This is a genomic window from Kluyvera chengduensis (genome assembly GCF_044197065.1).
Classification (GTDB): Bacteria; Pseudomonadota; Gammaproteobacteria; order Enterobacterales; family Enterobacteriaceae; genus Kluyvera; species Kluyvera ascorbata_C.
Genome location: NZ_JBIQOI010000002.1, coordinates 549361 through 572563, shown reverse-complemented (window position 1 = coordinate 572563; position 23203 = coordinate 549361). Strand labels below are relative to the sequence as shown.

Below are 23203 nucleotides of genomic sequence, written 5' to 3'. Positions count from 1 at the left end.
CCAATTCGAATTCAACCCGTTGTTCCCGACGTATTGCGCGGTGCGCGTAGCCGTGCATTTCCGTCAATTCAACAGGCAGTTGCTATGGCTTACAAGGAAGCCAAACCTCAGACGTTCGTGCGCATAATCGCGCTGCTTTCAGCGCGTGTGATGTATACCAACAACTCAAGGTGCTATCCATGGGAAGACAAAAAGCAGTGATCAAAGCTCATCGCGAAGCAAAACGTGTGCTGAGACGTGACTCACGCAGCCACAAACAACGTGAAGAAGAATCGGTCACCTCGCTTGTGCAAATGAGTGGTGGCGTGGAAGCAATCGGCATGGCGCGCGACAGTCGCGATACGTCACCGATTGCCGCCCGCAATGACGCTCAGGCCCACTACCTGCATGCTATTGAGAGTAAGCAGCTGATCTTCGCCACTGGCGAAGCAGGCTGTGGCAAGACCTGGATCAGCGCAGCGAAAGCTGCGGAGGCGCTCATTCATAAGGATGTGAATAAGATTATCGTGACGCGTCCCGTCCTTCAGGCCGATGAAGACCTGGGGTTCCTGCCCGGAGACATCTCGGAGAAATTCGCCCCTTACTTCCGCCCCGTCTATGACGTGCTGGTGAAACGGCTGGGCGCCTCCTTTATGCAATATTGCCTGCGCCCGGAAATCGGTAAGGTAGAGATCGCGCCGTTCGCCTATATGCGCGGACGTACATTTGAAAATGCGGTGGTGATTCTTGATGAGGCTCAGAACGTTACCGCAGCGCAAATGAAGATGTTTTTAACCCGCCTCGGGGAGAACGTCACGGTTATCGTGAACGGGGATATCACCCAGTGTGACTTGCCACGCGGCATTCAGTCCGGGCTTAGCGATGCGCTGGCCCGCTTTGAAGAAGATGAGATGATAGGGATTGTTCGTTTCACCAAAGATGACTGCGTACGCTCGGCGCTCTGCCAGCGCACGCTGAAAGCCTACTACTAACCGCTCTAATGTCTGCAAAGCCCGGGAAACCGGGCTTTGTTATTTCTGACTGTTGCAAATACAACAGCTGCGCAGGTGGCGTGTTGCAAATCCCACTTTCTGGTACTCCTGGTCAAGTATAACGGCCTGAAATACGGGCTGTTAAAGCTGGCATAAACATTGCTATCAACACATATAACCTAAAAGGTAAAAGATGCGATCATTCATTCCTTAATGGGATATGTATGAATATTAATCAGATATTGCATTTTACCGTGCTGAAAACAAGACCAGAGACCATGCTATGCCCGAGACTCAAACAACCCCAGACTACACCCGCGCGGCACCCCATGCGCACCTGATTACCAGCGATGAAGAGGCGATTAGCATCGCCCATGAAATAGCCGCTTTTCTGCAATCCGGCGCGTCTGAGCGCGACCTGAGTGGCGTAGTGCCGCCAGAGGTCGTCAACACCTACTCCAACAGCGGGCTGTGGGGCATCACCGTGCCGCGCCGTTTTGGCGGGGCGGAGGTGTCGGCGGCGACCCTCGCGTCGGTGATTGCCATTATCTCCGCTGCCGACCCGGCGCTGGGGCAAATTCCGCAGAACCACTACTGCCTGCTTGAGGATATTCGTCTGCAAGGGGATGAAGAGCAGCAGCGCTATTTCTTTGAACTGGCGCTGAAGGGCTACCGCTTTGCCAACGCGCTGTCGGAGACCGGCGGCAAGACGGTGCAGGACATTCAGACGCGGATTAGCCACACCGCCGATGGCCTGCTGATCAACGGCCGTAAAGGCTACTGCACCGGCTCGCTGTATGCCCATTGGCTGGGCGTGCTGGCACTGGACGATGAGGGACGGGCGCAGCTGGCCTTTGTGCCGCGCGGCACCAAGGGGCTGACGGTGGTGAATGACTGGGCGTGCCTGGGGCAGCGCACCACCTCGAGCGGTACGGTGCTGGCCGAAAACCTGCGAGTGGAGCCGTTTAACCTGATACCGACCTGGAAATCCTACGACACCCCCACGCTTGCCGGGCCGTTTGCCCAACTCACCACCGCCGCCATTGATGCCGGTATTGCCCGCGCGGCGCTGAATGATACCGTCAGCTTTGTGAATCAGTTTGCCCGTCCGTGGATTGATGCTGGCGTCGAGCGGGCAGGAGACGACCCGCTGACCGTGTACCAGATTGGCGCGCTTGATAGTCGCCTGGCCGCTGCTGATGCGCTGCTGGAGCAGGCCGGCAAGGTTCTGGACCGCTATAAAGATGACCTTTCAGAAGAGACGGTGGCGCTAGCCTCCATCGCCGTTGCCCGAGCCAAAATATTCACCACCGAAGTGGCGCTGGAAGCGGCAACGCGTCTGTTTGAACTGGGCGGTACCCGCTCGACGCACCCGCGCTATAACTACGACCGCCACTGGCGTAACGGGCGCGTGCATACGCTGCATGATCCGGTGCGCTGGAAGTATCACCTGCTGGGGAACTGGGTGCTAAACGGAAAACGCCCCGCGCGTCACGACTGGAACTGAGGAGGGAGCATGCTCGCTTTTCTGGCCGGAATTGACTGGAACGATGTTGCTCAGGCGGGGCTGGATACCCTGATTATGCTGGGCTGTGCGCTGGGATTTACAGTACTGATTGGGCTGCCGTTGGGCGTCATTCTTTATCTGACCGGGCAGCCCCGGTTGCTCTACGCGCCGCTGATCCACCGCGTGCTGTCGCTGCTGGTCAACATAATGCGTTCACTGCCGTTTATCATTTTGCTGATTGTGATGATTCCGCTGACCACCTTAATAACCGGCACGTCGTTGGGCGTACAGGGAACCATTCCGCCGCTGGTGGCGGGCTGCGCGCCGTTCTTTGCTCGCCTGGTGGAGACGTCGCTGCGCGAAGTGGACCATGGGTTAATCGAGGCTAACTGGGCGATGGGCGGCGATACCTGGCAGCTTATCTGGCACACCCTGCTGCCAGAATCACGCGGCGGGTTGATTGCGGCGGTAACGGTAACCGCCATTGTGCTGGTCGATTATACCTCGATGGCTGGAGTGATTGGCGGTGGGGGTTTAGGTGACCTGGCGATTCGTTTTGGCTATCAGCGGTTTCAGACCGATGTGATGGCGGTGACGGTCGTGCTGCTGATTGCTTTAGTGCAAGTTCTTCAAATGAGCGGTGACCGACTGGTGCGCCGTATGAGTCGTAAATAGTGATACCAACAGGATGACATAATGAAAAAGACCGTGATAGCTGGGCTAATGGCGCTGTGCTCTTTATCGGCAGCGGCCAACGAAACGCTGGTGGTCGGCGCGACTCCCGTACCGCATGCAGAAATTCTGGAATTCGTGAAGCCGCAGCTCGCCAAAGAAGGGGTGGATCTTAAGATTAAGGTCTTTAATGATTTCATTCAGCCTAACCAGCAGCTTGCAGAGAAGCATCTCGATGCAAACTACTACCAGTACCGCCCGTTCCTGGACGACTATAACAAGACGCGTCACACCAATCTGGTGCCGGTGGTAGGCGTGCATATTGAGCCGTTTGGCGCGTATTCCACTAAGTACACCAGCATTAAGGATCTGCCGGATGGCGCGACCATCGCTATTCCTAACGATCCGGTGAATACCGGCAGGGCGCTGGTGCTGCTCAGTGAGGCTGGACTTATTACACTCAAGAACCCGGAAGATCCGCAGTCAACGGAGAAAGACATCACCGCCAATCCGCACCACTTTAAAATTCGCCCATTAGAAGGCGCGATGTTGGCACGCGCGGTAAGTCAGGTGGATTTGGCATTTATCTTTGCGAACTATGCGCTGGAAGCGGGTATTGATACTGATAAAGCGCTGATAGTGGAAAAAGGGAAAAGTCTGTACGTCGAATACCTGGTGGCTCGCCCCGATAACATCAACGATCCCGGTATTCAGAAACTGGCGAAGGCGCTGAATTCCGATGCGGTACGCCAGTTTATTCTCACCCGATATAAGGGAAAAATCGCCCCCGGATTTTAGGAGTGACAACCATGACACAACATATCCGCGTGCGCGGTATTAGCAAGGCATACCCGAACGGTGTGCAGGCGCTTGACGATATCAACCTGGAGATTCAGGCGGGCGAGATCTTTGGCATTATCGGGCGCAGCGGCGCGGGGAAATCGACGTTGCTGCGGTTGTTTAACCGTCTGGAGAACGCCGACCGGGGGGAGATGACGATAAGCGGTGTGCCCATTAGTGAAGGCGCGCGCGGACAACTGCGGGATTTGCGTCGCCGGGTGGCGATGATTTTCCAGCACTTCAATCTGCACTCCACCAAAACGGTGGCGGAGAACGTTGAACTGCCGCTACGAATGGCCGGTATTCCGGCCGCTGAACGTCGTCGGCGGGTTGACGAGATGCTGCGATTGGTGGGGCTGGAGCCGCTACGTGAGAGTTATCCGACGCAACTGTCCGGCGGGCAAAAACAGCGCACCGGGATTGCCCGTGCGCTGGTGACGCAGCCGGAAATTTTGCTGTGCGATGAAGCCACCTCGGCGCTCGACCCGGAAAACACGCTGGCGGTGCTTAGCCTGCTCAAAGAGATTAACCAGCGTCTCGGGCTCACGATTATCCTGATTACTCATGAAATGGACGTGATTCGTACGCTGTGTGACCGGGTCGCTGTGCTGGAAAAGGGGCGGGTGATCGAGCAAGGCGAGGTGTGGCAGGTGTTTGGCGATCCTCAGCATGAGGTGACGCGCGGAATGCTTGGGACGCTGCATCACGGACGTGAGGAGAATCGTGAAGTCATGGTTGAAGGGCAGCAGTTGATTACGCTGCATTTCAACGGTGTCAACGGGCGTGAACCGGATTTACAGCAGATTGTGCAAGTGCTCGGTGGAAGTCCACAGCTGGTGTACAGCAGTTGTGAGCCGATTCAGGGGCGAATTGTCGGGCAACTGCGGATTCGTGTGGATACGCCGCTAACGGTGGAGTCTTTGCGGCTGGCTGCGCAGGCGGCGGATAGGGTGGCGGTGAGGTAGATAGAGCAATTCCCGGCGGCGCTGCGCTTGGCCGGGCGACGGGATTGCAGCCCGGTCGGGGCTTCTCCTCACTCCCGCAGGCGTGCAACATGCGAAAAAAAAGCCCGTACTTTCGTACGAGCTCTTCTTAAAATATGGCGGTGAGGCGGGGATTCGAACCCCGGATACGTTGCCGTATACACACTTTCCAGGCGTGCTCCTTCAGCCACTCGGACACCTCACCATATTGTTTTGCTGCTCACCGTAGGTGGTCAACGGGGCGCTACTATAGGGAGTTGACCTGAAACGGTCAAGCATAATTTCAGCTTTATTAATCGTTCGGTTAAGCAATGAACACTGCCCCATCCAAAAGCGATGAGGCAGGAGCATTAACGCTGGGAATCAAGCTGTTCGTTGTGTTTCACGACGTCCTGCGCTTTTGCGTAACTTTCAATCAGCAGTTGGTATGCTGGGAAGATTTTGGTGTACACCTCGGCCCATTCGGCGGCATCCGGGCGATTCCATGTGCGCTGCAGTTCGGAAGCGACGGCTGCGGTGTCCATCGGAACGACGCCTGCCTGCGCCACGCGGGCCAGGGTCACTTCCTGTGCCATTTTGCTGTAGGTACCCGAAGCGTCGATGACGGCAAACACCTTATAACCGTCAGCGACCGCTGCAATGGCCGGGAAGGCCATGCAGACGCTGGTGATCGTCCCGGCAATAATTAAGGTTTTACGCCCTGTTGCCTTCACGGCTGCCACGAACTCCGGGTTGTCCCAGGCGTTGATTTCACCTTTGCGTGCAATATATTGCGCGTGCGGCGCATTTTCGTGGATTTCTGGAATCAACGGACCGTTCGGGCCTTGTGGAACTGACGCGGTGGTGATCACCGGCAGGCCGGCAAGGGTGGCCATTTTCGCCAGCGCCGCCGCGCGTGCGCGCAGTTCGGGCATCGGCATATCGCCAACTGTCTGGAATAGACCGCTCTGGTGGTCGATGAGTAGCATCACCGCATCGTTCACATCAATCACTGGACGCGCGCCGTTGAAATTTGCTGGGGTAGACATGTTATTCACCTCTCTATTATCAGATCTGACCAAAACGGCCGGAGTTAAAATCGCGAATCGCTTCATCGATTTCGGTTTTACTGTTCATCACGAAGGGGCCATAGCCGACAATCGGTTCATTTAGCGGCGCACCTGCCAGTACCAGCACTTTGGCGTCATGGCTAGCATGAAGATGCACGCGTTTACCTTGCTGGCTTAACACGACCAGTTGCGCTTCCTGGGCGTGGGTTTCACCGTTAACCGTTACGCTCCCTTCAAGCACCACGAGTGCAGTGCTCCAGCCCTCTGGCTGTTCAAAGGACATCTCTTTATCTTCCCGAAGCTGTATATCCCAGACGTTAAGCGGTGAGAACGTACTCGCCGGGCCGGTTTTTTCCTCGTAGCGACCGGCAATCACCCGCAGCGAACCGCTGTTGTCCCGCAGCTTTACCGTTGGAATCGCCGCTGCTTCAATACTCTGGTAGCCAGGTGCGGTCATCTTGTTCTTCGCCGGCAGGTTGACCCACAGTTGGATCATCTTCAGTTCACCGCCGCGACGGGCAAACTCCGCCGAGTGGAATTCCTGATGCAAAATGCCGGAACCTGCGGTCATCCACTGCACGTCACCTGGGCCAATCACGCCGCCTTTACCAGTGGAATCACGATGTTCCACTTCCCCGGCGTAGACGATAGTGACCGTCTCGAACCCGCGATGTGGGTGTTCTCCCACCCCTCGCTTGGCGCCGTCTGCCGGGAAGCTGTACGGCCCTGCATAGTCCAGCAGCAGGAAGGGGCTCAGGCTTTCACCGTGCGATTGATAGGAAAATAACGAACGAACCGGGAAGCCATCACCCACCCAGTGCGGACGTGGCGCGGTATAAACACCCGTAATCTGTTTCATTTGTTTCTCCTGCGTAGTGAGCTTTTGATGTGGATTAGCTTATATTTGGATTTAATAACCCGGTAGATAGCAAAATTAACCTACACTGTTGCAAAAATAGAACGATGAGGTGGTTATGCAGGATCTCAATGATTTCGCGTGGTTTGTTCACGTGGTCGATAACGGCGGCTTTGCCGCGGCGGGACGCGCGCTGGATATCCCAAAATCAAAGCTCAGCCGACGCATTGCGCAACTGGAAGAGCAGCTTGGCGTGCGATTAATTCATCGCACCACGCGTCAGTTCACGGTGACGGAGGTAGGGCAGACGTTTTATCAGCACTGTAAAGCGATGTTGATTGAGGCAGAGGCGGCGCAGGAGGCGATCGCTGTGCTACAGGTGGAACCGCGAGGTTGCGTAAAAATAACCTGTCCAGTGACGCTGCTGCATGTGCACGTCGGGCCGATGTTGGCGCGCTTCATGGTGCGCTATCCCGGCGTACAGATTCAGCTTGAGGCTACCAATCGCCGAGTGGATCTGGTGGCTGAAGGAGTGGATGTGGCGATTCGCGTCAGGCCAAGACCGTTTGATGATAGTGATCTGGTCATGCGTGTTCTGGCAGACCGTGGGCATTGCCTGGTTGCCAGCCCACTGCTCGTGGAAGCGATGGGTAAACCGCTCTCGCCCGATGCACTGAGTCGCTGGCCGGGATTAAGTACGTCGGCAGGAAAGCATGTTCATCGTTGGTCGCTGAATGGGCCGAACGGCGCGAAGGCAGAGGTTCACTTCACGCCGCGATTGATTACCAGCGATATGCTTGCCCTGCGTGAGGCGGCGGTCGCTGGTGTTGGCGTCGTGCAGTTGCCTATTCTGATGGCGAAAGACCAACTGGCTGATGGCTCGCTGGTGCGTGTGCTGAATGAGTGGGAGCCGAAGCGGGAGGTGATTCACGCGGTATTCCCCTCCAGGCGAGGGTTATTACCAGCGGTTCGCGTATTAGTTGATTTTCTCAGCGACGAATATGCATTGATGATTGAAGAGTGAGTTTACATTTTATTTATGAGCGCTAATGGCTTGTGCTTTTATCAGGAATGGTGATGAAGGATTCTGGAGCTTGGGGAAACAGACGGCTTTGATGCTGGATGGGGGAGCGGAGGGAGGCAGTTTGTTCGTTGCGCTCTCAGTCTGTCCAACGGGCTGCGCCAGGTGTCGAACTCCTGTAGGCGTGCAACATGCGAAAAAAAAAGCCCGTACTTTCGTACGAGCTCTTCTTAAGATATGGCGGTGAGGCGGGGATTCGAACCCCGGATACGTTGCCGTATACACACTTTCCAGGCGTGCTCCTTCAGCCACTCGGACACCTCACCATATTGTCGTCCCTGTGTTGCTGGGACGAGCGCTAATGTAGGGAAAAGGCTCTTCAGCGTCAATAAACTTTTTAAAAAAATCGTGCGTTTATACAAACTTCGACCAACATGCTTCTTAAACAGGCATAAATCGTATTATTTGCGATCTGCTCCGCATTTTCCGAGACAGGTAAAAGAAATTTGTTATTCTGTTAACCCACAAAAATAATCAAAAACAACACCCATTCGTTCCAATAGCGGTGCTACAAGCAGGAGTCACTATGGAGATCATCTTTTACCATCCCACGTTTGATACCCCTTACTGGATTGCCGAGTTAAGTAAATTACTGCCAGATGCCCAAATTCGTGGATGGGAGCGAGGCGATAATGCGCCAGCCGACTATGCGCTGGTGTGGCATCCTCCGGTAGAAATGCTGCAAGGTCGTGAGCTTAAGGCCGTATTTGCATTAGGCGCAGGCGTTGACTCCATTCTCAGTAAATTGAAAGCGCATCCGGAAATGCTACCGGAATCTATCCCACTGTTCCGCCTTGAAGATACTGGCATGGGTATTCAGATGCAGGAGTATGCCGTCAGTCAGGTCCTGCACTGGTTCCGTCGGTTTGATGATTATCAAGCGTTACAGCGTCAATCCACCTGGCAGCCGCTGCCGGATTATACGCAAGAAGAATTTACCATTGGCATTATGGGGGCGGGGGTACTCGGCTCAAAAGTGGCAGAAAGTTTATTGTCGTGGGGATTCCCGGTTCAATGCTGGAGCCGAAGCCGTAAGCAATGGCCGCAGGTGACGAGTTATGCAGGTGAAGATGAGCTGAATGCGTTTTTAGAAGGTACGCGCGTGCTGATAAACCTATTGCCAAATACGGCGGAAACGGTGGGCATTATCAATCAGCAGCGTTTATCGCAGCTTCCGGATAACAGCTATGTGTTGAACCTGGCACGTGGCGTTCATGTGGTTGAAGAGGATCTGTTGGCGGCGCTGGACAGCGGTAAGGTAAAGGCGGCAATGCTTGACGTATTCAGCCGTGAGCCTCTGCCGAAAGAGAGCCCACTTTGGCTCCATCCTCGGGTAACGATGACGCCGCACGTTGCTGCGGTGACGCGACCAAAAGAGGCAATAGCCTATATCGCACAGACCATCACTCAACTGGAACGTGGTGAAGCGCCCAGCGGACAGGTCGATCGCGTTCGCGGCTATTGATGCCCCAGGCTAATAAACACAAGGGTTTCCTGCTATCCTTGGCTTATCACGAGAGAGGAGAATGTGATGTATCCTGTTGACCTACATATGCACACCGTTGCCAGCACACATGCTTACAGTACGTTGCACGACTATATCGCCGAGGCGAAACGCAAAGGAATTAAACTCTTTGCCATCACCGATCATGGCCCCGATATGGCTGATGCCCCGCACTACTGGCATTTTGTGAATATGCGCATTTGGCCACGCATCGTTGATGGGGTCGGGATCCTGCGCGGTATTGAGTCAAACATCAAAAACATTGAGGGTGAAATCGATTGTACCGGGCCGATGCTCACGTCGCTTGATTTCATCATCGCCGGTTTCCATGAGCCGGTGTTTGCGCCTCAGGATAAAGAGACGCATACCCAGGCGATGATTGCGGCGATGGCAAGTGGCCAGGTCCACATGATTAGCCACCCCGGTAATCCGAAATTCCCTGTTGATATTCCCGCCATTGCAGAAGCCGCAGCGAAATACCATGTGGCGCTGGAAATTAACAACTCCTCTTTTGTCAGTTCCCGCGTTGGCAGCGAAAGCAACTGCCGCGCAATAGCGGCTGCCGTTCGCGATGCTGGTGGTTGGCTTGCGCTGGGTTCTGATTCACATACTGCTTTTACGCTGGGTGAATTTACCGAATGCCAGAAGATCCTTGATGCTGTGGAATTCCCTGCGGAAAGGATCCTTAACGTTACGCCTCGGCGCTTCCTGAATTTCCTTGAATCGCGTGGAATGGCGCCGATTCCTGAATTTGCTGAATTTTAATGACTGAATGGATTAACCAATGAACGAGTTTTCAATCATCTGCCGCGTGCTTGGCTCCCTGTACTACCGTCAACCGCAGGATCCGCTGTTGGTGCCGCTATTCACGCTGATCCGTGAGGGGAAGCTGGCGGCGAGTTGGCCGCTGGAGCAGGATGAACTGCTGGCTCGTCTGCAAAAAAGCTGCGACATTCAGCAGATTGCGGCTGACTACAATGCGCTGTTTGTGGGGGATGACTGTCGAGTGTCACCGTGCCGTAGCGTATGGGAGGACGGCGCCACCGAAGCCGAAGTTCGTGAATTCCTAACGGAATGGGGCATGCCATTAGGAGATAGCCCAGCCGATCACATCGGCACGCTACTGTTGGCGGCTTCATGGCTTGAAGATAAAGCGGAAGAGGATGACACCGAGGCGCTAGAAACGCTGTTTGGTGATTATATCCTGCCGTGGTTTGAAAGTTTCCTGGGGAAAGTTGAAGCTCATGCGACCACTGCGTTCTGGCGTACGATGGCACCGCTGACCCGTGAAGCTATTGCTGCGATGTGGGATGAGCTGCAGGAAGAAGATAAAGAGTGATTTAAATCACAAATTTAGTGCAACTGAAATGATTGTCATGAGCATTATGTGCTCGTGATCTCATCAAAATGGCGCGCATCTGCTAAGATGCGCGCCATGAACGTTATCTTATCTATTGCAATCACAACAGGCATTCTCTCCGGTCTCTGGGGATGGGTTGCCGTGTCTCTCGGTTTACTGAGCTGGGCCGGATTTTTGGGCTGCACAGCTTATTTTGCCTGCCCGCATGATGGTCTTAAAGGGTTAGCTGTTTCAGCCTGCACGACGATGAGCGGTGTTATTTGGGCGCTGGTCATCATCTATGGCAGTGCGCTTGCTCCCCACCTTGAAATCCTTGGTTATGTCATAACGGGCATTGTCGCGTTTTTGATGTGTATTCAGGCTAAGCAAATGCTGTTGTCATTTGTTCCCGGCACTTTCATTGGCGCTTGTGCAACCTTTGCTGGGCAGGGCAACTGGCGGCTGGTCGTCTCATCATTAGCCGTGGGATTGATCTTTGGCTATGCGATGAAAAACAGTGGGCTATGGCTGGCAAATCGTAGAACGAGAACCATATCATCAAAAGAGTCCGTGCTGTAGAGCGCGCATAAGCGATAAAAGCGGCGACAGGGTAGACCTGCCGCCGCTTTTTTATTGCTGGTGTAGGGCGAATTAGCTCTTGAAATTATCGTTTGCCCAGGAGACAGCTTGGGTCCGATTTTTAACCGAGATCTTTTTAAATAAATGATATAAATGCGTTTTTACCGTACTTTCGCTAATGAATAACGAACGGGCGATTTCAATGTTAGAAGCACCGATGCGCAATTTATTCAGGATCTCTTTTTCTCTGAAGGTCAGGATAGTGCTTTCCTGAGTATCATAACGGTAATTTCCAGAATTCATAATAAGATAGCTCGCCAGCTTACGTGAGAAGTAACATTCTCCCTCCATCACTTTTTGTAAGCCTTTGATCAAAAAGTGTTCTTCATCATGTGCATAGAATATGCCGTGAATATGCGGCCAACTTTCAATATCCTGATAGGCGTAGTCTTCAGGGGTATTGAAAAGTAAGAGTTTTATGCCGCTATTTATTTTACAGAGTTCTTCCTGCCAGGCCTTTATTAACCTCTTATCAATTTCTATCATGTCGAAAAGCACGATACCTTGTGATAAGTTTTCCTGGTTAACAGTATGAATATTGACGATTTTACTGTTCATCCTTAGTGTTTTTTTCAGACTCTGAGAAAGCGCACAGGACTGGAGCGACGGCCTTGTGATGAGAGAAAGAGTCTGGTCCGTAAAACTGAGCTCTTTTTGCATGATGAGACCCCTAATTTCTAACAGCAGGCAAAATTATAAAGGCACCTGGTTAAGCATTGCTGAAATGTGGTTGCTGTTTTGACAAATGTTAAAATAAGCAATTAAAAAGAATGTCTGCTTAATTTAAAATTTAGACGCTGATATTTCTAAAGCAAGAAATAATCATGAAACAAAATGTAAAAATAAATTACAAAACGTAAATAAAGCTTATTTATTAAGTTTTTAACAGATTTTCTTAATGCTCATGTCTGGTGGGGTGTTTTGCTGCTAACTTCATGTAATTTAATATTTTTAATTTTATCATAAATTGTCTATCAGGATCCTCTTAACCAATATGTATGATGAAACCGTGTGATATTAGTCGCTTTTAAAACTTTCGTTGTGCCTGCCTTTTTTTAACGCTTTGTTTTCTGGTTATCTTATCAGGGTTTACTGCCATTGGAGTAGTTAATACTAAAGTTTGATAATATTAAAATTAAATCAAACTTTATTATGAGATCCTCATGTCTTCCAAATATGCATACTCATCCGTATAGCATCGAAACATGAATTATATCGGTGTATGAAGTTTTACATAATTCCATGTCGATATCATTGGCAAGGTGAGGCGGTGTATTTTCAAGAAATATTATGGTGTACACATCCTTGATAAATGTTGAACGGCGAAGTTGAGGGTATTCGTTTAAACCTTTAATTCGTAGGGTAAATATTTATTAATAATAATAACCTTTATAGGTTGTTTATGGATGGCTGTCTGTTTTTACGCCTGCATGTCATGCTTGTATTTATTTTAATCTATTGATAAATGAGGTTTTTACCAACGCTGGTACTTTTTTTATCGCCTGGAATATTTGTAATTCAATGAACGGGTGTCGTGATCATTACCGAACGGTATTTATTTGCATAACGAGTGTTCGGTTATTACGGCAATAGCACACAGCAACTAATAATGCGTGATAGGGCTCATCATGAAAATGAAGCAACTCGCCATAATGGTGGCGCTCACCGTTTTATACCCAGCAACCACAATATATGCCGTAGCGGCAAATGGTAACGGTAATAACGGTAACAACGGCAATAGCGGTCAGAACGCTAACGGGAACGGCAACGGAAATAACGGGAATGGTCAAGGCAATGGAGGCGGTGGAAACGGAAGCGGAAATAACGGCAATGGCAATGCTAACGGCAACGGCGGTGGTCAGGGCGGCGGCAACGGCGGTGGTCAGGGTGGTGGCAACGGCGGTGGCCAGGGGGGTGGCAACGGCGGTGGCCAGGGTGGCGGCAACGGTGGTGGTCAGGGCGGCGGCAACGGCGGTGGTCAGGGCGGCGGCAACGGCGGTGGCCAGGGTGGCGGCAACGGCGGTGGCCAGGGCGGCGGCAACGGCGGTGGTCAGGGCGGCGGCAACGGCGGTGGCCAGGGCGGCGGCAACGGTGGTGGCCAGGGCGGTGGTAACGGCGGTGGCCAGGGTGGTGGCAACGGCGGTGGTCAGGGTGGCGGTAACGGCGGCGGCCAGGGTGGCGGTAACAGCGGCGGCCAGGGTGGTGGTAACGGCGGTGGCCAGGGTGGTGGTAACGGCGGTGGCCAGGGTGGTGGTAACGGCGGTGGTCAGGGTGGTGGCAACGGCGGTGGCCAGGGTGGTGGTAACGGCGGTGGTCAGGGTGGTGGCAACGGCGGTGGCCAGGGCGGCGGTAACGGCGGTGGTCATGGCGGCGGCAGCGGTGGTGGCACAGGCGGCGGTCAGGGTCACGGTGGCGGTCGGGGCGGTGGCAATGGAGGCGGCTATGGCGGCGGCGTAGGAGGTGGTCATGGTCACGGTGGCGGTCAGGGCGGTGGCAATGGAGGCGGCTATGGCGGCGGCGTAGGAGGTGGTCATGGTCATGGTCACGGTGGCGGTCAGGGCGGTGGCAACGGAGGCGGCTATGGCGGCGGCGTAGGAGGTGGTCATGGTCACGGCGGCCAGGGCGGCCACGATGGTAATGGTGGCAGTGGTCATGGTGGTGGCAATGGTCACGGTGGGCATGGTGGACACGGTGGAGGCACCGGCGGCGGCGGTACTGGTGGAGGTACTGGCGGCGGCAGCGGCGGCGGTACTGGCGGCGGCAGCGGTGGAGGTACCGGCGGCGGCAGCGGTGGAGGTACTGGTGGCGGCAACGGTGGTGGTACTGGCGGCGGAAACGTCGGTGGTAACAGCGGAGGCAATGGTAATACCACCAGGGTTAATTTTGGTTCTTTGAATAGTGATTCGTCGAGCTTCGTGAATTCCGGCAGTGCGAATCTGTGCAATCAGCCGGGGGCAATTGGTTGTAACTTCCGTTAGCCAACATTATTTCTGGGCCGTAACCATAAAGGTTACGGCCTTTTTTATTGGCATCCGCACGATACAAAGAGAAGTGATGATCGGATATGCAGCTCTTAATCATATAAATAATCTATGAGAAAAATACTTGAAATCAAAGAGTAAGCACACTAATGTAAACTTAATGTTTACAAAATGTGTATTCATCACGGGTTTCAGATCAGGAAGGGTAGATTCACGGACGACCTTGAATGAGGGGCGTTACCATGAAAACAATTCTTCACTATTTCACATTACCTCTCTCACTGCTGCTACTTAGCAGTACGCCATCATTTGCTGCTTCGGATGGGATCATCCATTTCCGCGGACAAATTGTTGAGTCTCCTTGCGACTACCAACCTACCTCTCAGCGCATAAACGTGAGCTGCTATGAGAATGGAAAGTACAAAGTACAAACCACCAATGTCAGTGACTTGTTGCAAGGAGGTAAATTAACCAACGCAAAGGCGACTGCAAGCATGAAATGGGTCGATCCTAAAAAAAATCTTGCGATATTGACGGTGGTCTATGAATAGTCTGAAACGAAGTTGCGGTCAGTGTTGTCTATGGTAGACAATATTTCCGTCTTAGCTAGAGGATTGTGAGCATGACCGTACGAATTCAGGTGCTGCAGGGGGATATTACCCACCTTGAGGTGGATGTTATCGTCAATGCAGCCAATCCCTCATTGATGGGCGGCGGCGGTGTTGATGGCGCGATTCACCGTGCTGCTGGCCCCTCGCTGCAGGAAGCCTGTGCCGTCGTCCGCCAACAGCAGGGGACCTGTCCGCCCGGACATGCGGTGATTACGCACGCGGGTAACCTGAAGGCAAAGGCGGTCATCCACACTGTCGGACCTGTCTGGCAGGGTGGGGGTGAGAATGAAGCCTCTTTGTTGCAGGAAGCATACCGTAATAGTCTGCAGCTGGCGTTGGATAATGGCTATCACAGCCTCGCTTTCCCGGCTATCTCAACGGGAGCCTATGGTTATCCGCCGAAAGACGCAGCCGAAATTGCGGTGAGCACAGTAGCGGCCTTTCTGACCCGCCGCAGCCTGCCAGAAGTGGTTTATTTCGTCTGTTTTGATGATGAGACCACGCAGCTATATCAACAGTTGCTCAGCCAGACCCCTATTCCGGGTCTGGCAAATGATGCTAATACTTAATGGCTAGCGATCTGCGTTTTTGAGGACTTTTGCTGCGGTTTACCGGAAAAGAGGAAACGCAGCACAGGAATACGCAGATGAATCTCATAAAGGATTAACGCGCAGCCCACCACAAAAATCAGGCCGGTCAAGAAGCCAAGAATATTCGAGCTGATGGCCGGCATAATCCAGGCACCAAAGAACAGCGTCAGCGGATGGTGCACCAAATAGATAAATAAAGAAGCATTGACGAAATAGGTCACGCGGGCGGACTGGAAGTTCAGCATGCGGTGTCCAAACGAGAACACCACGTTCACCATCCATACCCCAAGTACCATCGTAATCACATATTCCGTTTCATACATCCATGCATCACCTGAGCCAAAATGCTGATTCAAGCGATAAGCAATGAAACCAAACAACGCGGCCACAATGCACCATGGTGAAGGCGTGACAAACAGCGTTTTCAGCTTGGGATGAATGAACGCCAGCGCGCCAAGAATAAAGAAGGGAACGTAGAACAGCGTCTGCATCACGACAAAGTTAAACAACCCATCGCTTAGTATTGGCGGGTAAAGCAGGAAAAGCGTCCGACGAATGGCGGCATAAACGATCCCCAATGCTAAAAACATCAACGTGAGCTTTGCCATCGACATATTGTCGAACATATCGGTTCTTCTACGCATCTGGCGGCGGCGCATCAGGCGAAACGCCAGAATACCAAGCGTGGTTAATACCACCAGAACTAATAGGAACCACAGGTGCGACACCAGTTCCCACGCGAGCGTATTATATTTGTCGTAAAAAGAGAGCGTATGCCAGCTTTCCGTCTTACCCTTAACGTACTGCAGCATTAAAAACTGCGGCAACGTCAGAAGAGGGATGGCGGTAAGCATCGGAATACCGACGCGCTCCACGCGTACCTTCCACCATTTTTTCATGGGATAGCGCAAAAACAGCATATACGAAAAGTAGCCGGAGATAACAAAGAACACCTGCATGCGAAAAGCATGAACAAAATCATTGAATAACGTTAGCCACCAGGAGGGTGACGCGCTGTTCATATGCCAGGTGTGGCTGGAGTAAAGCAGAGAGATGTGAAAGGGTATCCCCAGGAGCATCAGCCAGGCCCGAATGGAGTCGAGGAAATATTCACGCTGTGCGGGTTTGTTATTCATAGGGTTAGGTACGATTCTCGGACTAATCGCCTTACCTGATAAGACGATAAAGTTTACATTCGTTCGCAACCCTACACTAACTCTGGTTACCTGTCTCCAGGATAAGCACGCAAAGTGCAAAGCGCGGTTAACAGTTGTTTACTCCATAAGCCACCGCGCTGAACAATACGGGGATTATGTTGTCGGATTGCTTGAATTTCCAGTAAAATGGATCGGATCGATTTAAGCACACAAAGGGGGAAGTGCTTAGTTATATGAAACATACACCACAGATGATGAAACTGCGTTGGTTAGGCGCAGCCGTAATGTTGTCCCTGTGTACTTCATCTGCATGGGCATTCACTATTGATGACGTTGCAAAGCAGGCTAAATCGCTGGCTGACAAGAGCTATGAAGCGCCAAAAAGCAACCTGCCTTCCGTCTTCCGCGATATGAAATATGCGGATTACCAGCAAATCCAGTTCAACCACGATAAGGCATACTGGAGCAAGATAAAGACCCCATTTAAGCTCGAGTTCTACCATCAGGGTATGTACTTCGACACGCCGGTGACCATTAATGAAGTCACGGCAACTTCCGTGCGCAAAATTAAGTACAGCCCGGACTACTTCACGTTCGGCGATGTTCAGCACGACAAAGACACCGTGAAGGATTTGGGCTTCGCCGGTTTTAAAGTGCTTTACCCGCTGAACAGCAAAGACAAAAACGATGAAATCGTCAGTATGCTGGGTGCTAGCTATTTCCGCGTTCTGGGCCAGGGTCAGGTTTATGGTCTCTCTGCGCGCGGTCTGGCTATTGATACCGCATTGCCGTCAGGTGAAGAGTTCCCTCGCTTCCGTGAATACTGGATTGAACGTCCAAAAGCCACTGATAAGCGCCTGACTATCTATGCGCTGCTGGATTCTCCACGTGCGACCGGGGCATACCGTTTCGTTATTATGCCTGGCCGCGACACAGTGGTTGATGTTCAGACCAAAATTTACCTGCGCGATAAAGTGGGTAAATTGGGCGTTGCACCATTGACCAGTATGTTCCTGTTCGGGCCAAACCAGCCTTCTGCGACGACTAACTATCGTCCGGAACTGCATGACTCCAACGGTCTTTCTATTCATGCTGGTAACGATGAATGGATCTGGCGTCCGCTGAACAATCCAAAGCATCTGGCTGTTAGCAGCTTTGCCACCGAAAACCCACAGGGCTTTGGTCTGCTGCAGCGTGGCCGTCAGTTCTCTCACTTTGAAGATCTGGATGACCGCTACGACCTGCGTCCGAGCGCCTGGATCACGCCGAAAGGCGATTGGGGTAAAGGTACCGTCGAGCTGGTGGAAATTCCAACCAACGACGAAACCAACGATAACATCGTCGCTTACTGGACGCCGGACAAGCTGCCGGATGCTGGTAAAGAGATGAACTACAAGTACACCATCACCTTTACCCGTGACGAAGAGAAACTGCACCCGACCGATAACGCGTACGTGATGCAGACTCGCCGCTCTACCGGTGATGTGAAGCAGTCCAACCTGATTCGCCAACCGGACGGCACGCTGGCCTTCGTAGTAGATTTCACCGGCGCAGATATGCGTAAGATGCCGCAGGATACGCCGGTAACGGCGCAGACCAGCATTGGCGACAACGGTGAAATCGTCGAAAACAGCGTACGCTACAACCCAGTCACCAAAGGCTGGCGCTTGATGCTGCGCGTGAAGGTGAAAGATCCGAAGAAAACCACTGAAATGCGCGCTGCGCTGGTCAACGCCGATCAGACGCTGAGTGAAACCTGGAGCTATCAGCTGCCTGCTAATGAATAACACAACGAAGTATATCGACGCATTGTCGCTTACGGATGCAGAAAAAGCGGCGCTCCCGAACAGCTCGCTTCGTGCTGTGCACGAAGCGCTGGACGATGAGCATCAGGCGATTGCCCGTGATGATGACACGCCGCTGGCCTCGGTTAAGGCGCGTCTTGAAGAGAGCTGGCCCGATTCTCTGGGCGGCGATCAGCTTATCAAAGACGATGAAGGGCGCACTCAGCTGCAGGCGATGCCGAAAGCCACGCGCTCCTCAATGTTCCCGGATCCGTGGCGTACCAACCCGGTAGGCCGCTTCTGGGATCGTCTTCGCGGCCGTGACGTCACGCCGCGCTACCTGTCTCGTCTGACCAAAGAAGAGCAGGAACGCGAACAGAAATGGCGAATGGTGGGCTCGCTTCGCCGCTACACCCTGCTGATTCTGACGATTGCGCAGACCGTGGTGGCAACCTGGTACATGAAGACCATTCTGCCCTATCAGGGCTGGGCGCTGATCAACCCGGCGGATATGGTGGGGCAGGACTTATGGGTCTCCTTTATGCAGCTGCTGCCGTATCTGCTGCAAACCGGGATCCTGATTCTGTTTGCGGTGCTCTTCTGCTGGGTCTCCGCTGGTTTCTGGACCGCCTTAATGGGCTTCCTGCAACTGTTGATTGGCCGCGATAAGTACAGTATTTCGGCCTCGACGGTGGGCGATGAGCCGCTGAACCCGGAGCACCGGACGGCGCTGATCATGCCTATCTGTAATGAAGACGTGTCTCGCGTATTCGCCGGTCTGCGTGCGACCTGGGAGTCGGTGAAAGCGACCGGCCAGCAGAAGCACTTTGACGTCTACATCCTGAGCGACAGCTACAACCCGGATATCTGCGTGGCAGAACAAAAAGCCTGGATGGAGCTGATTGCCGAGGTGCAGGGCGAAGGGCAGATCTTCTACCGTCGTCGTCGTCGTCGCATGAAGCGTAAAAGCGGTAACATCGATGACTTCTGCCGTCGTTGGGGTAACCAGTACAGCTACATGGTGGTACTGGATGCTGACTCCGTGATGTCCGGCGACTGTCTGACCAACCTGGTGCGTCTGATGGAAGCGAACCCGAATGCGGGTATTATCCAGTCTTCCCCACGCGCTTCCGGGATGGATACGCTGTATGCACGCTGCCAGCAGTTTGCCACGCGTGTTTATGGGCCGCTGTTTACCGCGGGGCTGCACTTCTGGCAGTTGGGTGAATCCCACTACTGGGGTCACAATGCCATTATTCGCGTGAAGCCATTCATTGAGCACTGTGCGCTGGCACCGTTGCCGGGCGAAGGTAACTTTGCCGGTTCAATTCTGTCGCATGACTTCGTGGAAGCGGCGCTGATGCGTCGCGCAGGGTGGGGCGTCTGGATTGCCTACGACCTGCCGGGCTCTTATGAAGAACTGCCGCCGAACCTGCTTGATGAGCTCAAACGTGACCGTCGCTGGTGTCAGGGTAACCTGATGAACTTCCGCCTTTTCCTGGTGAAAGGCATGCACCCGGTTCACCGTGCAGTGTTCCTGACCGGCGTTATGTCCTACCTTTCTGCGCCGCTGTGGTTTATGTTCCTGGCCCTGTCGACCGCATTGCAGGTGGTACATGCGCTAACCGAGCCGCAGTACTTTCTGCAGCCGCGTCAGCTGTTCCCGGTCTGGCCGCAGTGGCGTCCTGAGCTGGCGATTGCACTCTTTGCCTCAACGATGGTGCTGCTGTTCCTGCCGAAGCTGCTGAGTATCATTCTGGTGTGGTGCAAAGGGTCGAAAGAGTACGGCGGATTCGTTCGCGTGACGCTTTCGCTGCTGCTCGAAGTGCTGTTCTCCGTCCTTCTGGCACCGGTTCGTATGCTGTTCCATACCGTATTTGTGGTCAGCGCGTTCCTGGGTTGGGAAGTGGTCTGGAACTCGCCACAGCGTGACGATGACTCCACACCATGGGGCGAAGCCTTTATGCGCCACGGTTCTCAGCTGCTGCTGGGTCTGGTGTGGGCGGTTGGTATGGCATGGCTGGACCTGCGCTTCCTGTTCTGGCTGGCGCCGATTGTCTTCTCGCTGATCCTGTCACCGTTTGTTTCGGTGATCTCCAGCCGTTCGACTATCGGTTTGCGGACCAAGCGTTGGAAGCTGTTCCTGATCCCAGAAGAGTACAACACGCCGAAGGTGCTGGCCGATACCGAAGCGTATCTGGAACAGAACCGAGCACGTGTGCTGGACGATGGTTTTATGCATGCAGTGTTTAACCCATCGCTGAATGCCCTGGCAACGGCAATGGCTACCGCACGTCACCGCGCAAGCCATGTGCTGGAAATTGCCCGCGATCGCCACGTTGAGCAGGCGTTGAACGAAACGCCGGATAAGCTGAACCGCGATCGTCGTCTGGTGTTGCTGAGCGACCCAGTTACGCTGTCGCGTCTGCACTATCGCGTATGGGCCGCACCGGAGAAATACTCTTCGTGGGTGGCTGAGTACGATAAGCTCAAGTTGAATCCGATGGTGTTAAAAGCCAAATAGCGCGGTGCTTCCCCGGCGGCGCTTCGCTTGGCCGGGCTACGTAACCTGTAGCCCGGACGAGGTGCAAAGCACCGACTCCGGGGAGGACTCAGCGCAACGATTTGCCGTAAGGAAATACCGGCCATCAAGCCGGTATTTTTTTGTCTGTTTAATGAGGTAAACGACGTGATAAGAATGATACTGGTGGCCGCCATGGCGATAATGCTCACCGGATGCGGCAGCATTATCAGCCGGACGATCCCGGGCCAAGGTCACGGGAATCAGTACTATTCGGGTGTGAAGTGGGATCTGCGTGATTCAGCCTGGCGCTATGTCACCATTCTGGACCTGCCATTCTCGCTGGTTTTCGACACGTTGCTGCTGCCGATTGATGCGAGTCACGGCCCTTATGAGTGATTAACGCTCATCCCACTCATCTGCGGCGGCCTGGCCCTCTTCGGTATCCAGCGAGGGCTCAAGCTGATATTCGTCTTCATCCCATTCGTGCAGCGTATTTTCTTCCAGCCATTCCTGACGCAGCTCTATCTCGTCAAAATCACCATCAAACACGCTCTGTGCGGCCTCACCGCTGAGCATTGGCACGCACTCGCCTTCTTCATCCTCTTCGGCGAAGAACTCGGCCTGCCACATGATGTCACCATCCTGTAGAACGTACTTTTGCATATTGAACTGCTCTACGTCCGCTTCACTTTCCTCAAGTCCGGGGTTATCGGCGAGGAAGGTTTCACGTGCCGCATCAATAGCTTCTTCAAGCGTGGCGTATAAAGTCATCTCAACTCCCTGCAATGTGACGAGGTATTCAGGGAAATAATAGCTTAACTTTTGAGTTGTACACGCCCGACGACTTGATTTAACGCAAATCGCCGGGCGTTGTGTTTAAGGACGGGAAGGTTCGGGGCTACGGCGTAGGCTAAAACCGGTATAAATCGCGTTAAATAAGACCACGGCGGCGGTCACGCAGAAGACGGCACGGAAACCATAGTTGGCCGACACGGCAGCGCCGATAAGCGGCCCGGTGACGTTACCAATATCGCGGAACGACTGGTTATAGCTAAAGATACGACCAGCAATCTGGTTGCTGGAGTTATATACCAGCAGCGTCTGCACGGCGGGCAGCAGCGCACCGTCGGCGGCGCCGAGCAGGAAGCGCAGGATACCGAGCTGCAGCGGGTTCTGCACAAATGACATCGGGATCAGCAGCAGTACGGAGACCACCAGCGCTACGATAAGAATTTTTTCCGGGCCGATACGGTCACCGAGTTTACCCAGCCGCGGTGCACAAATCAGCGCCGCCACGCCGGGCACCGACGCTATCATGCCGCTGATAAAAGCAATGTTGCTGATGTTGCCCGCGAGATCGCGCACATAGAGCGTCAGAATAGGGGCGATAGAACCGGTTGCCACCTGGATTATCAGCGTGGTCACGAACAGGCTCAGCACCAGTTCGCGGTTTTTCAGCGAGCCAAACACCTCTTTGACGTGCAGCATCTCTTTTTTCGAAACCGGCGTGAACTGCTCGCGAATGAAAAACAGCGTCATCACGAAGCAGACAAACAATACCGCGGCGGTCATAAAGAACACCGGGCGTAGGCCGTAGTTATCGGCAAGGAAACCGCCGGCTAGCGGCCCTAACAGCGCGCCGCTGACGGCACCCGTCGAAAGTGTACCCAGCGCCCAGCCGCTCTTATGGCGCGGGATCTGCGTGGCGATAAGCGCGTTGGCATTCGGAATAAAACCACCCAGCAGCCCCAGCAGTGCACGGAGGATCAGGAACTGCCAGATATTTTGCGCGAGCCCCATTAACAGCATGACGATGGACATGCCCAGCGCCGAGCGTAGCAGCATTATCTTACGCCCTTTGCGGTCGGCCAGGCCGCCCCACAGCGGTGACGCGATGGCGGAGAACAGGAAGGTAATACTGAAGACCAGACCGGACCACATATTCAGCGAGCTATGGCCGGTAACGCCGAGCGCTTCAACGTAAAGCGGCAGGAAAGGCATGACCAGGCTGAACGCGGCGCCGGTTAAAAAACAGCCGAGCCAGACGACAGCGAGATTACGCTTCCAGTTAATGGGTACATCTGAGGGTTGCATAGGGTTCCGCAGGCGAAACGT

Annotated in this window: 23 protein-coding genes and 2 tRNA genes; 16 read left to right on the top strand and 9 right to left on the bottom strand. The window is 53.6% G+C overall.

Going from position 1 to position 23203, the window contains the following annotated elements:
- Positions 1-179 precede the first annotated feature (179 nt).
- From phoH to ACH1XZ_RS08410, 5 genes are all read left to right on the top strand, one after another.
- Positions 180-971: a phosphate starvation-inducible protein PhoH gene (gene phoH / locus ACH1XZ_RS08430; protein WP_395595169.1), complete on the top strand. Its 792-nt coding sequence runs from the start codon at positions 180-182 to the stop codon at positions 969-971.
- A gap of 283 nt (positions 972-1254) precedes the next feature.
- Positions 1255-2478 carry an SfnB family sulfur acquisition oxidoreductase gene (locus ACH1XZ_RS08425; protein WP_395595168.1) on the top strand — a complete coding sequence of 408 codons (1224 nt, stop codon included), beginning with the start codon at positions 1255-1257 and terminating at the stop codon, positions 2476-2478.
- Between the two features lie 9 nt (positions 2479-2487).
- The gene (locus tag ACH1XZ_RS08420; RefSeq protein WP_395595167.1) at positions 2488-3153 is read left to right on the top strand and encodes a methionine ABC transporter permease; all 666 of its coding nucleotides are present in this window, start codon (positions 2488-2490) and stop codon (positions 3151-3153) included.
- 21 nt (positions 3154-3174) lie between these two features.
- Positions 3175-3948: a MetQ/NlpA family ABC transporter substrate-binding protein gene (locus ACH1XZ_RS08415; protein WP_395595166.1), complete on the top strand. Its 774-nt coding sequence runs from the start codon at positions 3175-3177 to the stop codon at positions 3946-3948.
- Positions 3949-3959: 11 nt separating this feature from the next.
- Positions 3960-4955 (top strand): methionine ABC transporter ATP-binding protein, encoded by a 996-nt coding sequence (locus tag ACH1XZ_RS08410; protein WP_395595165.1) that lies wholly within the window; start codon positions 3960-3962, stop codon positions 4953-4955.
- Positions 4956-5090: 135 nt separating this feature from the next.
- Here ACH1XZ_RS08410 and ACH1XZ_RS08405 read toward each other — a convergent pair.
- From ACH1XZ_RS08405 to ACH1XZ_RS08395, 3 genes are all read right to left on the bottom strand, one after another.
- A tRNA-Ser gene (locus ACH1XZ_RS08405) sits at positions 5091-5178 on the bottom strand.
- Positions 5179-5323: 145 nt separating this feature from the next.
- Positions 5324-6001, bottom strand: coding sequence for an isochorismatase family protein (locus tag ACH1XZ_RS08400; protein ID WP_123651228.1), 678 nt, complete (start codon positions 5999-6001; stop codon positions 5324-5326).
- 19 nt (positions 6002-6020) lie between these two features.
- Positions 6021-6881, bottom strand: coding sequence for a pirin family protein (locus ACH1XZ_RS08395; protein WP_395595164.1), 861 nt, complete (start codon positions 6879-6881; stop codon positions 6021-6023).
- A gap of 109 nt (positions 6882-6990) precedes the next feature.
- Between ACH1XZ_RS08395 and ACH1XZ_RS08390 the strand changes: the two genes are divergently transcribed.
- The gene (locus ACH1XZ_RS08390; protein WP_395595163.1) at positions 6991-7902 is read left to right on the top strand and encodes a LysR family transcriptional regulator; all 912 of its coding nucleotides are present in this window, start codon (positions 6991-6993) and stop codon (positions 7900-7902) included.
- Between the two features lie 235 nt (positions 7903-8137).
- On the opposite strand, the gene ACH1XZ_RS08385 is transcribed toward ACH1XZ_RS08390, so the two are convergent.
- Positions 8138-8225 (bottom strand) — tRNA-Ser (locus ACH1XZ_RS08385).
- Positions 8226-8485: 260 nt separating this feature from the next.
- Here ACH1XZ_RS08385 and ghrA point away from each other — a divergent pair.
- The 4 genes from ghrA to ACH1XZ_RS08365 all read left to right on the top strand — a co-directional run bounded on the left by ghrA (position 8486) and on the right by ACH1XZ_RS08365 (position 11381).
- Positions 8486-9424 carry a glyoxylate/hydroxypyruvate reductase GhrA gene (gene ghrA, locus ACH1XZ_RS08380; RefSeq protein WP_395595162.1) on the top strand — a complete coding sequence of 313 codons (939 nt, stop codon included), beginning with the start codon at positions 8486-8488 and terminating at the stop codon, positions 9422-9424.
- A 66-nt stretch (positions 9425-9490) separates the two neighbouring features.
- Entirely contained in the window at positions 9491-10228 is a 738-nt protein-coding gene (locus ACH1XZ_RS08375) for a phosphatase (RefSeq protein WP_035896180.1), read from the top strand.
- A 19-nt stretch (positions 10229-10247) separates the two neighbouring features.
- Positions 10248-10802: a TorD/DmsD family molecular chaperone gene (locus ACH1XZ_RS08370; RefSeq protein ID WP_395595161.1), complete on the top strand. Its 555-nt coding sequence runs from the start codon at positions 10248-10250 to the stop codon at positions 10800-10802.
- 96 nt (positions 10803-10898) lie between these two features.
- Positions 10899-11381, top strand: a complete 483-nt coding sequence (locus ACH1XZ_RS08365) for a DUF1097 domain-containing protein (RefSeq protein WP_395595160.1) — start codon at positions 10899-10901, stop codon at positions 11379-11381.
- A 72-nt stretch (positions 11382-11453) separates the two neighbouring features.
- Here the strand turns inward: ACH1XZ_RS08365 and csgD are convergent, their stop codons facing one another.
- Both csgD and ACH1XZ_RS08355 read right to left on the bottom strand, forming a co-directional pair.
- Positions 11454-12101, bottom strand: coding sequence for a biofilm master transcriptional regulator CsgD (gene csgD, locus ACH1XZ_RS08360; RefSeq protein ID WP_395595159.1), 648 nt, complete (start codon positions 12099-12101; stop codon positions 11454-11456).
- Positions 12102-13111: 1010 nt separating this feature from the next.
- The gene (locus tag ACH1XZ_RS08355) at positions 13112-14095 is read right to left on the bottom strand and encodes a hypothetical protein (protein WP_395595158.1); all 984 of its coding nucleotides are present in this window, start codon (positions 14093-14095) and stop codon (positions 13112-13114) included.
- Here ACH1XZ_RS08355 and ACH1XZ_RS08350 point away from each other — a divergent pair.
- The 3 genes from ACH1XZ_RS08350 to ymdB all read left to right on the top strand — a co-directional run bounded on the left by ACH1XZ_RS08350 (position 14073) and on the right by ymdB (position 15602).
- Entirely contained in the window at positions 14073-14336 is a 264-nt protein-coding gene (locus ACH1XZ_RS08350; RefSeq protein ID WP_395595157.1) for a hypothetical protein, read from the top strand. The two genes, ACH1XZ_RS08355 and ACH1XZ_RS08350, sit on opposite strands and share 23 nt — an antisense overlap.
- 328 nt (positions 14337-14664) lie before the next feature.
- Positions 14665-14973: a type 1 fimbrial protein gene (locus ACH1XZ_RS08345; protein ID WP_395595156.1), complete on the top strand. Its 309-nt coding sequence runs from the start codon at positions 14665-14667 to the stop codon at positions 14971-14973.
- A gap of 71 nt (positions 14974-15044) precedes the next feature.
- Entirely contained in the window at positions 15045-15602 is a 558-nt protein-coding gene (ymdB, locus tag ACH1XZ_RS08340) for an O-acetyl-ADP-ribose deacetylase (protein WP_395595155.1), read from the top strand.
- Here ymdB and mdoC read toward each other — a convergent pair.
- Entirely contained in the window at positions 15599-16759 is a 1161-nt protein-coding gene (gene mdoC, locus ACH1XZ_RS08335) for a glucans biosynthesis protein MdoC (RefSeq protein ID WP_395595154.1), read from the bottom strand. The genes ymdB and mdoC overlap by 4 nt on opposite strands.
- Before the next feature lie 254 nt (positions 16760-17013).
- Here mdoC and mdoG point away from each other — a divergent pair, with 254 nt between their 5' ends.
- The 3 genes from mdoG (at position 17014) to ACH1XZ_RS08320 (ending at position 21484) form a co-directional block, all read left to right on the top strand.
- Positions 17014-18567, top strand: coding sequence for a glucans biosynthesis protein MdoG (gene mdoG / locus ACH1XZ_RS08330; protein WP_395595153.1), 1554 nt, complete (start codon positions 17014-17016; stop codon positions 18565-18567).
- Complete coding sequence (gene mdoH / locus ACH1XZ_RS08325; protein WP_395595152.1) at positions 18560-21088, top strand: glucans biosynthesis glucosyltransferase MdoH; 2529 nt, start codon at positions 18560-18562, stop codon at positions 21086-21088. Before mdoG ends, mdoH begins: the two co-directional genes overlap by 8 nt.
- Before the next feature lie 174 nt (positions 21089-21262).
- Complete coding sequence (locus ACH1XZ_RS08320) at positions 21263-21484, top strand: YceK/YidQ family lipoprotein (RefSeq protein ID WP_191091979.1); 222 nt, start codon at positions 21263-21265, stop codon at positions 21482-21484.
- Here ACH1XZ_RS08320 and ACH1XZ_RS08315 read toward each other — a convergent pair whose 3' ends face one another.
- Both ACH1XZ_RS08315 and mdtG read right to left on the bottom strand, forming a co-directional pair.
- Positions 21485-21859, bottom strand: a complete 375-nt coding sequence (locus ACH1XZ_RS08315) for a MysB family protein (protein WP_395595151.1) — start codon at positions 21857-21859, stop codon at positions 21485-21487.
- A gap of 105 nt (positions 21860-21964) precedes the next feature.
- Positions 21965-23182: a multidrug efflux MFS transporter MdtG gene (gene mdtG / locus ACH1XZ_RS08310; RefSeq protein ID WP_395595150.1), complete on the bottom strand. Its 1218-nt coding sequence runs from the start codon at positions 23180-23182 to the stop codon at positions 21965-21967.
- Positions 23183-23203 lie beyond the last annotated feature (21 nt).

Bases quoted from the DNA above. Each gene is read 5' to 3' on its own strand.
- ACH1XZ_RS08395 (WP_395595164.1), bottom strand. From the start codon at position 6,881: ATGAAACAGATTACGGGTGTTTATACCGCGCCACGTCCGCACTGGGTG.
- ACH1XZ_RS08350 (WP_395595157.1), top strand. From the start codon at position 14,073: ATGGTAATGGTGGCAGTGGTCATGGTGGTGGCAATGGTCACGGTGGGC.
- ACH1XZ_RS08420 (WP_395595167.1), top strand. From the start codon at position 2,488: ATGCTCGCTTTTCTGGCCGGAATTGACTGGAACGATGTTGCTCAGGCG.
- mdtG (WP_395595150.1), bottom strand. From the start codon at position 23,182: ATGCAACCCTCAGATGTACCCATTAACTGGAAGCGTAATCTCGCTGTC.
- phoH (WP_395595169.1), top strand. From the start codon at position 180: ATGGGAAGACAAAAAGCAGTGATCAAAGCTCATCGCGAAGCAAAACGT.
- ACH1XZ_RS08400 (WP_123651228.1), bottom strand. From the start codon at position 6,001: ATGTCTACCCCAGCAAATTTCAACGGCGCGCGTCCAGTGATTGATGTG.
- ACH1XZ_RS08370 (WP_395595161.1), top strand. From the start codon at position 10,248: ATGAACGAGTTTTCAATCATCTGCCGCGTGCTTGGCTCCCTGTACTAC.
- ACH1XZ_RS08355 (WP_395595158.1), bottom strand. From the start codon at position 14,095: ATGACCACTGCCACCATTACCATCGTGGCCGCCCTGGCCGCCGTGACC.
- ACH1XZ_RS08320 (WP_191091979.1), top strand. From the start codon at position 21,263: ATGATACTGGTGGCCGCCATGGCGATAATGCTCACCGGATGCGGCAGC.
- csgD (WP_395595159.1), bottom strand. From the start codon at position 12,101: ATGCAAAAAGAGCTCAGTTTTACGGACCAGACTCTTTCTCTCATCACA.
- mdoH (WP_395595152.1), top strand. From the start codon at position 18,560: ATGAATAACACAACGAAGTATATCGACGCATTGTCGCTTACGGATGCA.
- mdoC (WP_395595154.1), bottom strand. From the start codon at position 16,759: ATGAATAACAAACCCGCACAGCGTGAATATTTCCTCGACTCCATTCGG.
- ACH1XZ_RS08375 (WP_035896180.1), top strand. From the start codon at position 9,491: ATGTATCCTGTTGACCTACATATGCACACCGTTGCCAGCACACATGCT.
- mdoG (WP_395595153.1), top strand. From the start codon at position 17,014: ATGAAACATACACCACAGATGATGAAACTGCGTTGGTTAGGCGCAGCC.
- ACH1XZ_RS08410 (WP_395595165.1), top strand. From the start codon at position 3,960: ATGACACAACATATCCGCGTGCGCGGTATTAGCAAGGCATACCCGAAC.
- ymdB (WP_395595155.1), top strand. From the start codon at position 15,045: ATGACCGTACGAATTCAGGTGCTGCAGGGGGATATTACCCACCTTGAG.
- ACH1XZ_RS08345 (WP_395595156.1), top strand. From the start codon at position 14,665: ATGAAAACAATTCTTCACTATTTCACATTACCTCTCTCACTGCTGCTA.
- ghrA (WP_395595162.1), top strand. From the start codon at position 8,486: ATGGAGATCATCTTTTACCATCCCACGTTTGATACCCCTTACTGGATT.
- ACH1XZ_RS08315 (WP_395595151.1), bottom strand. From the start codon at position 21,859: ATGACTTTATACGCCACGCTTGAAGAAGCTATTGATGCGGCACGTGAA.
- ACH1XZ_RS08365 (WP_395595160.1), top strand. From the start codon at position 10,899: ATGAACGTTATCTTATCTATTGCAATCACAACAGGCATTCTCTCCGGT.
- ACH1XZ_RS08425 (WP_395595168.1), top strand. From the start codon at position 1,255: ATGCCCGAGACTCAAACAACCCCAGACTACACCCGCGCGGCACCCCAT.
- ACH1XZ_RS08415 (WP_395595166.1), top strand. From the start codon at position 3,175: ATGAAAAAGACCGTGATAGCTGGGCTAATGGCGCTGTGCTCTTTATCG.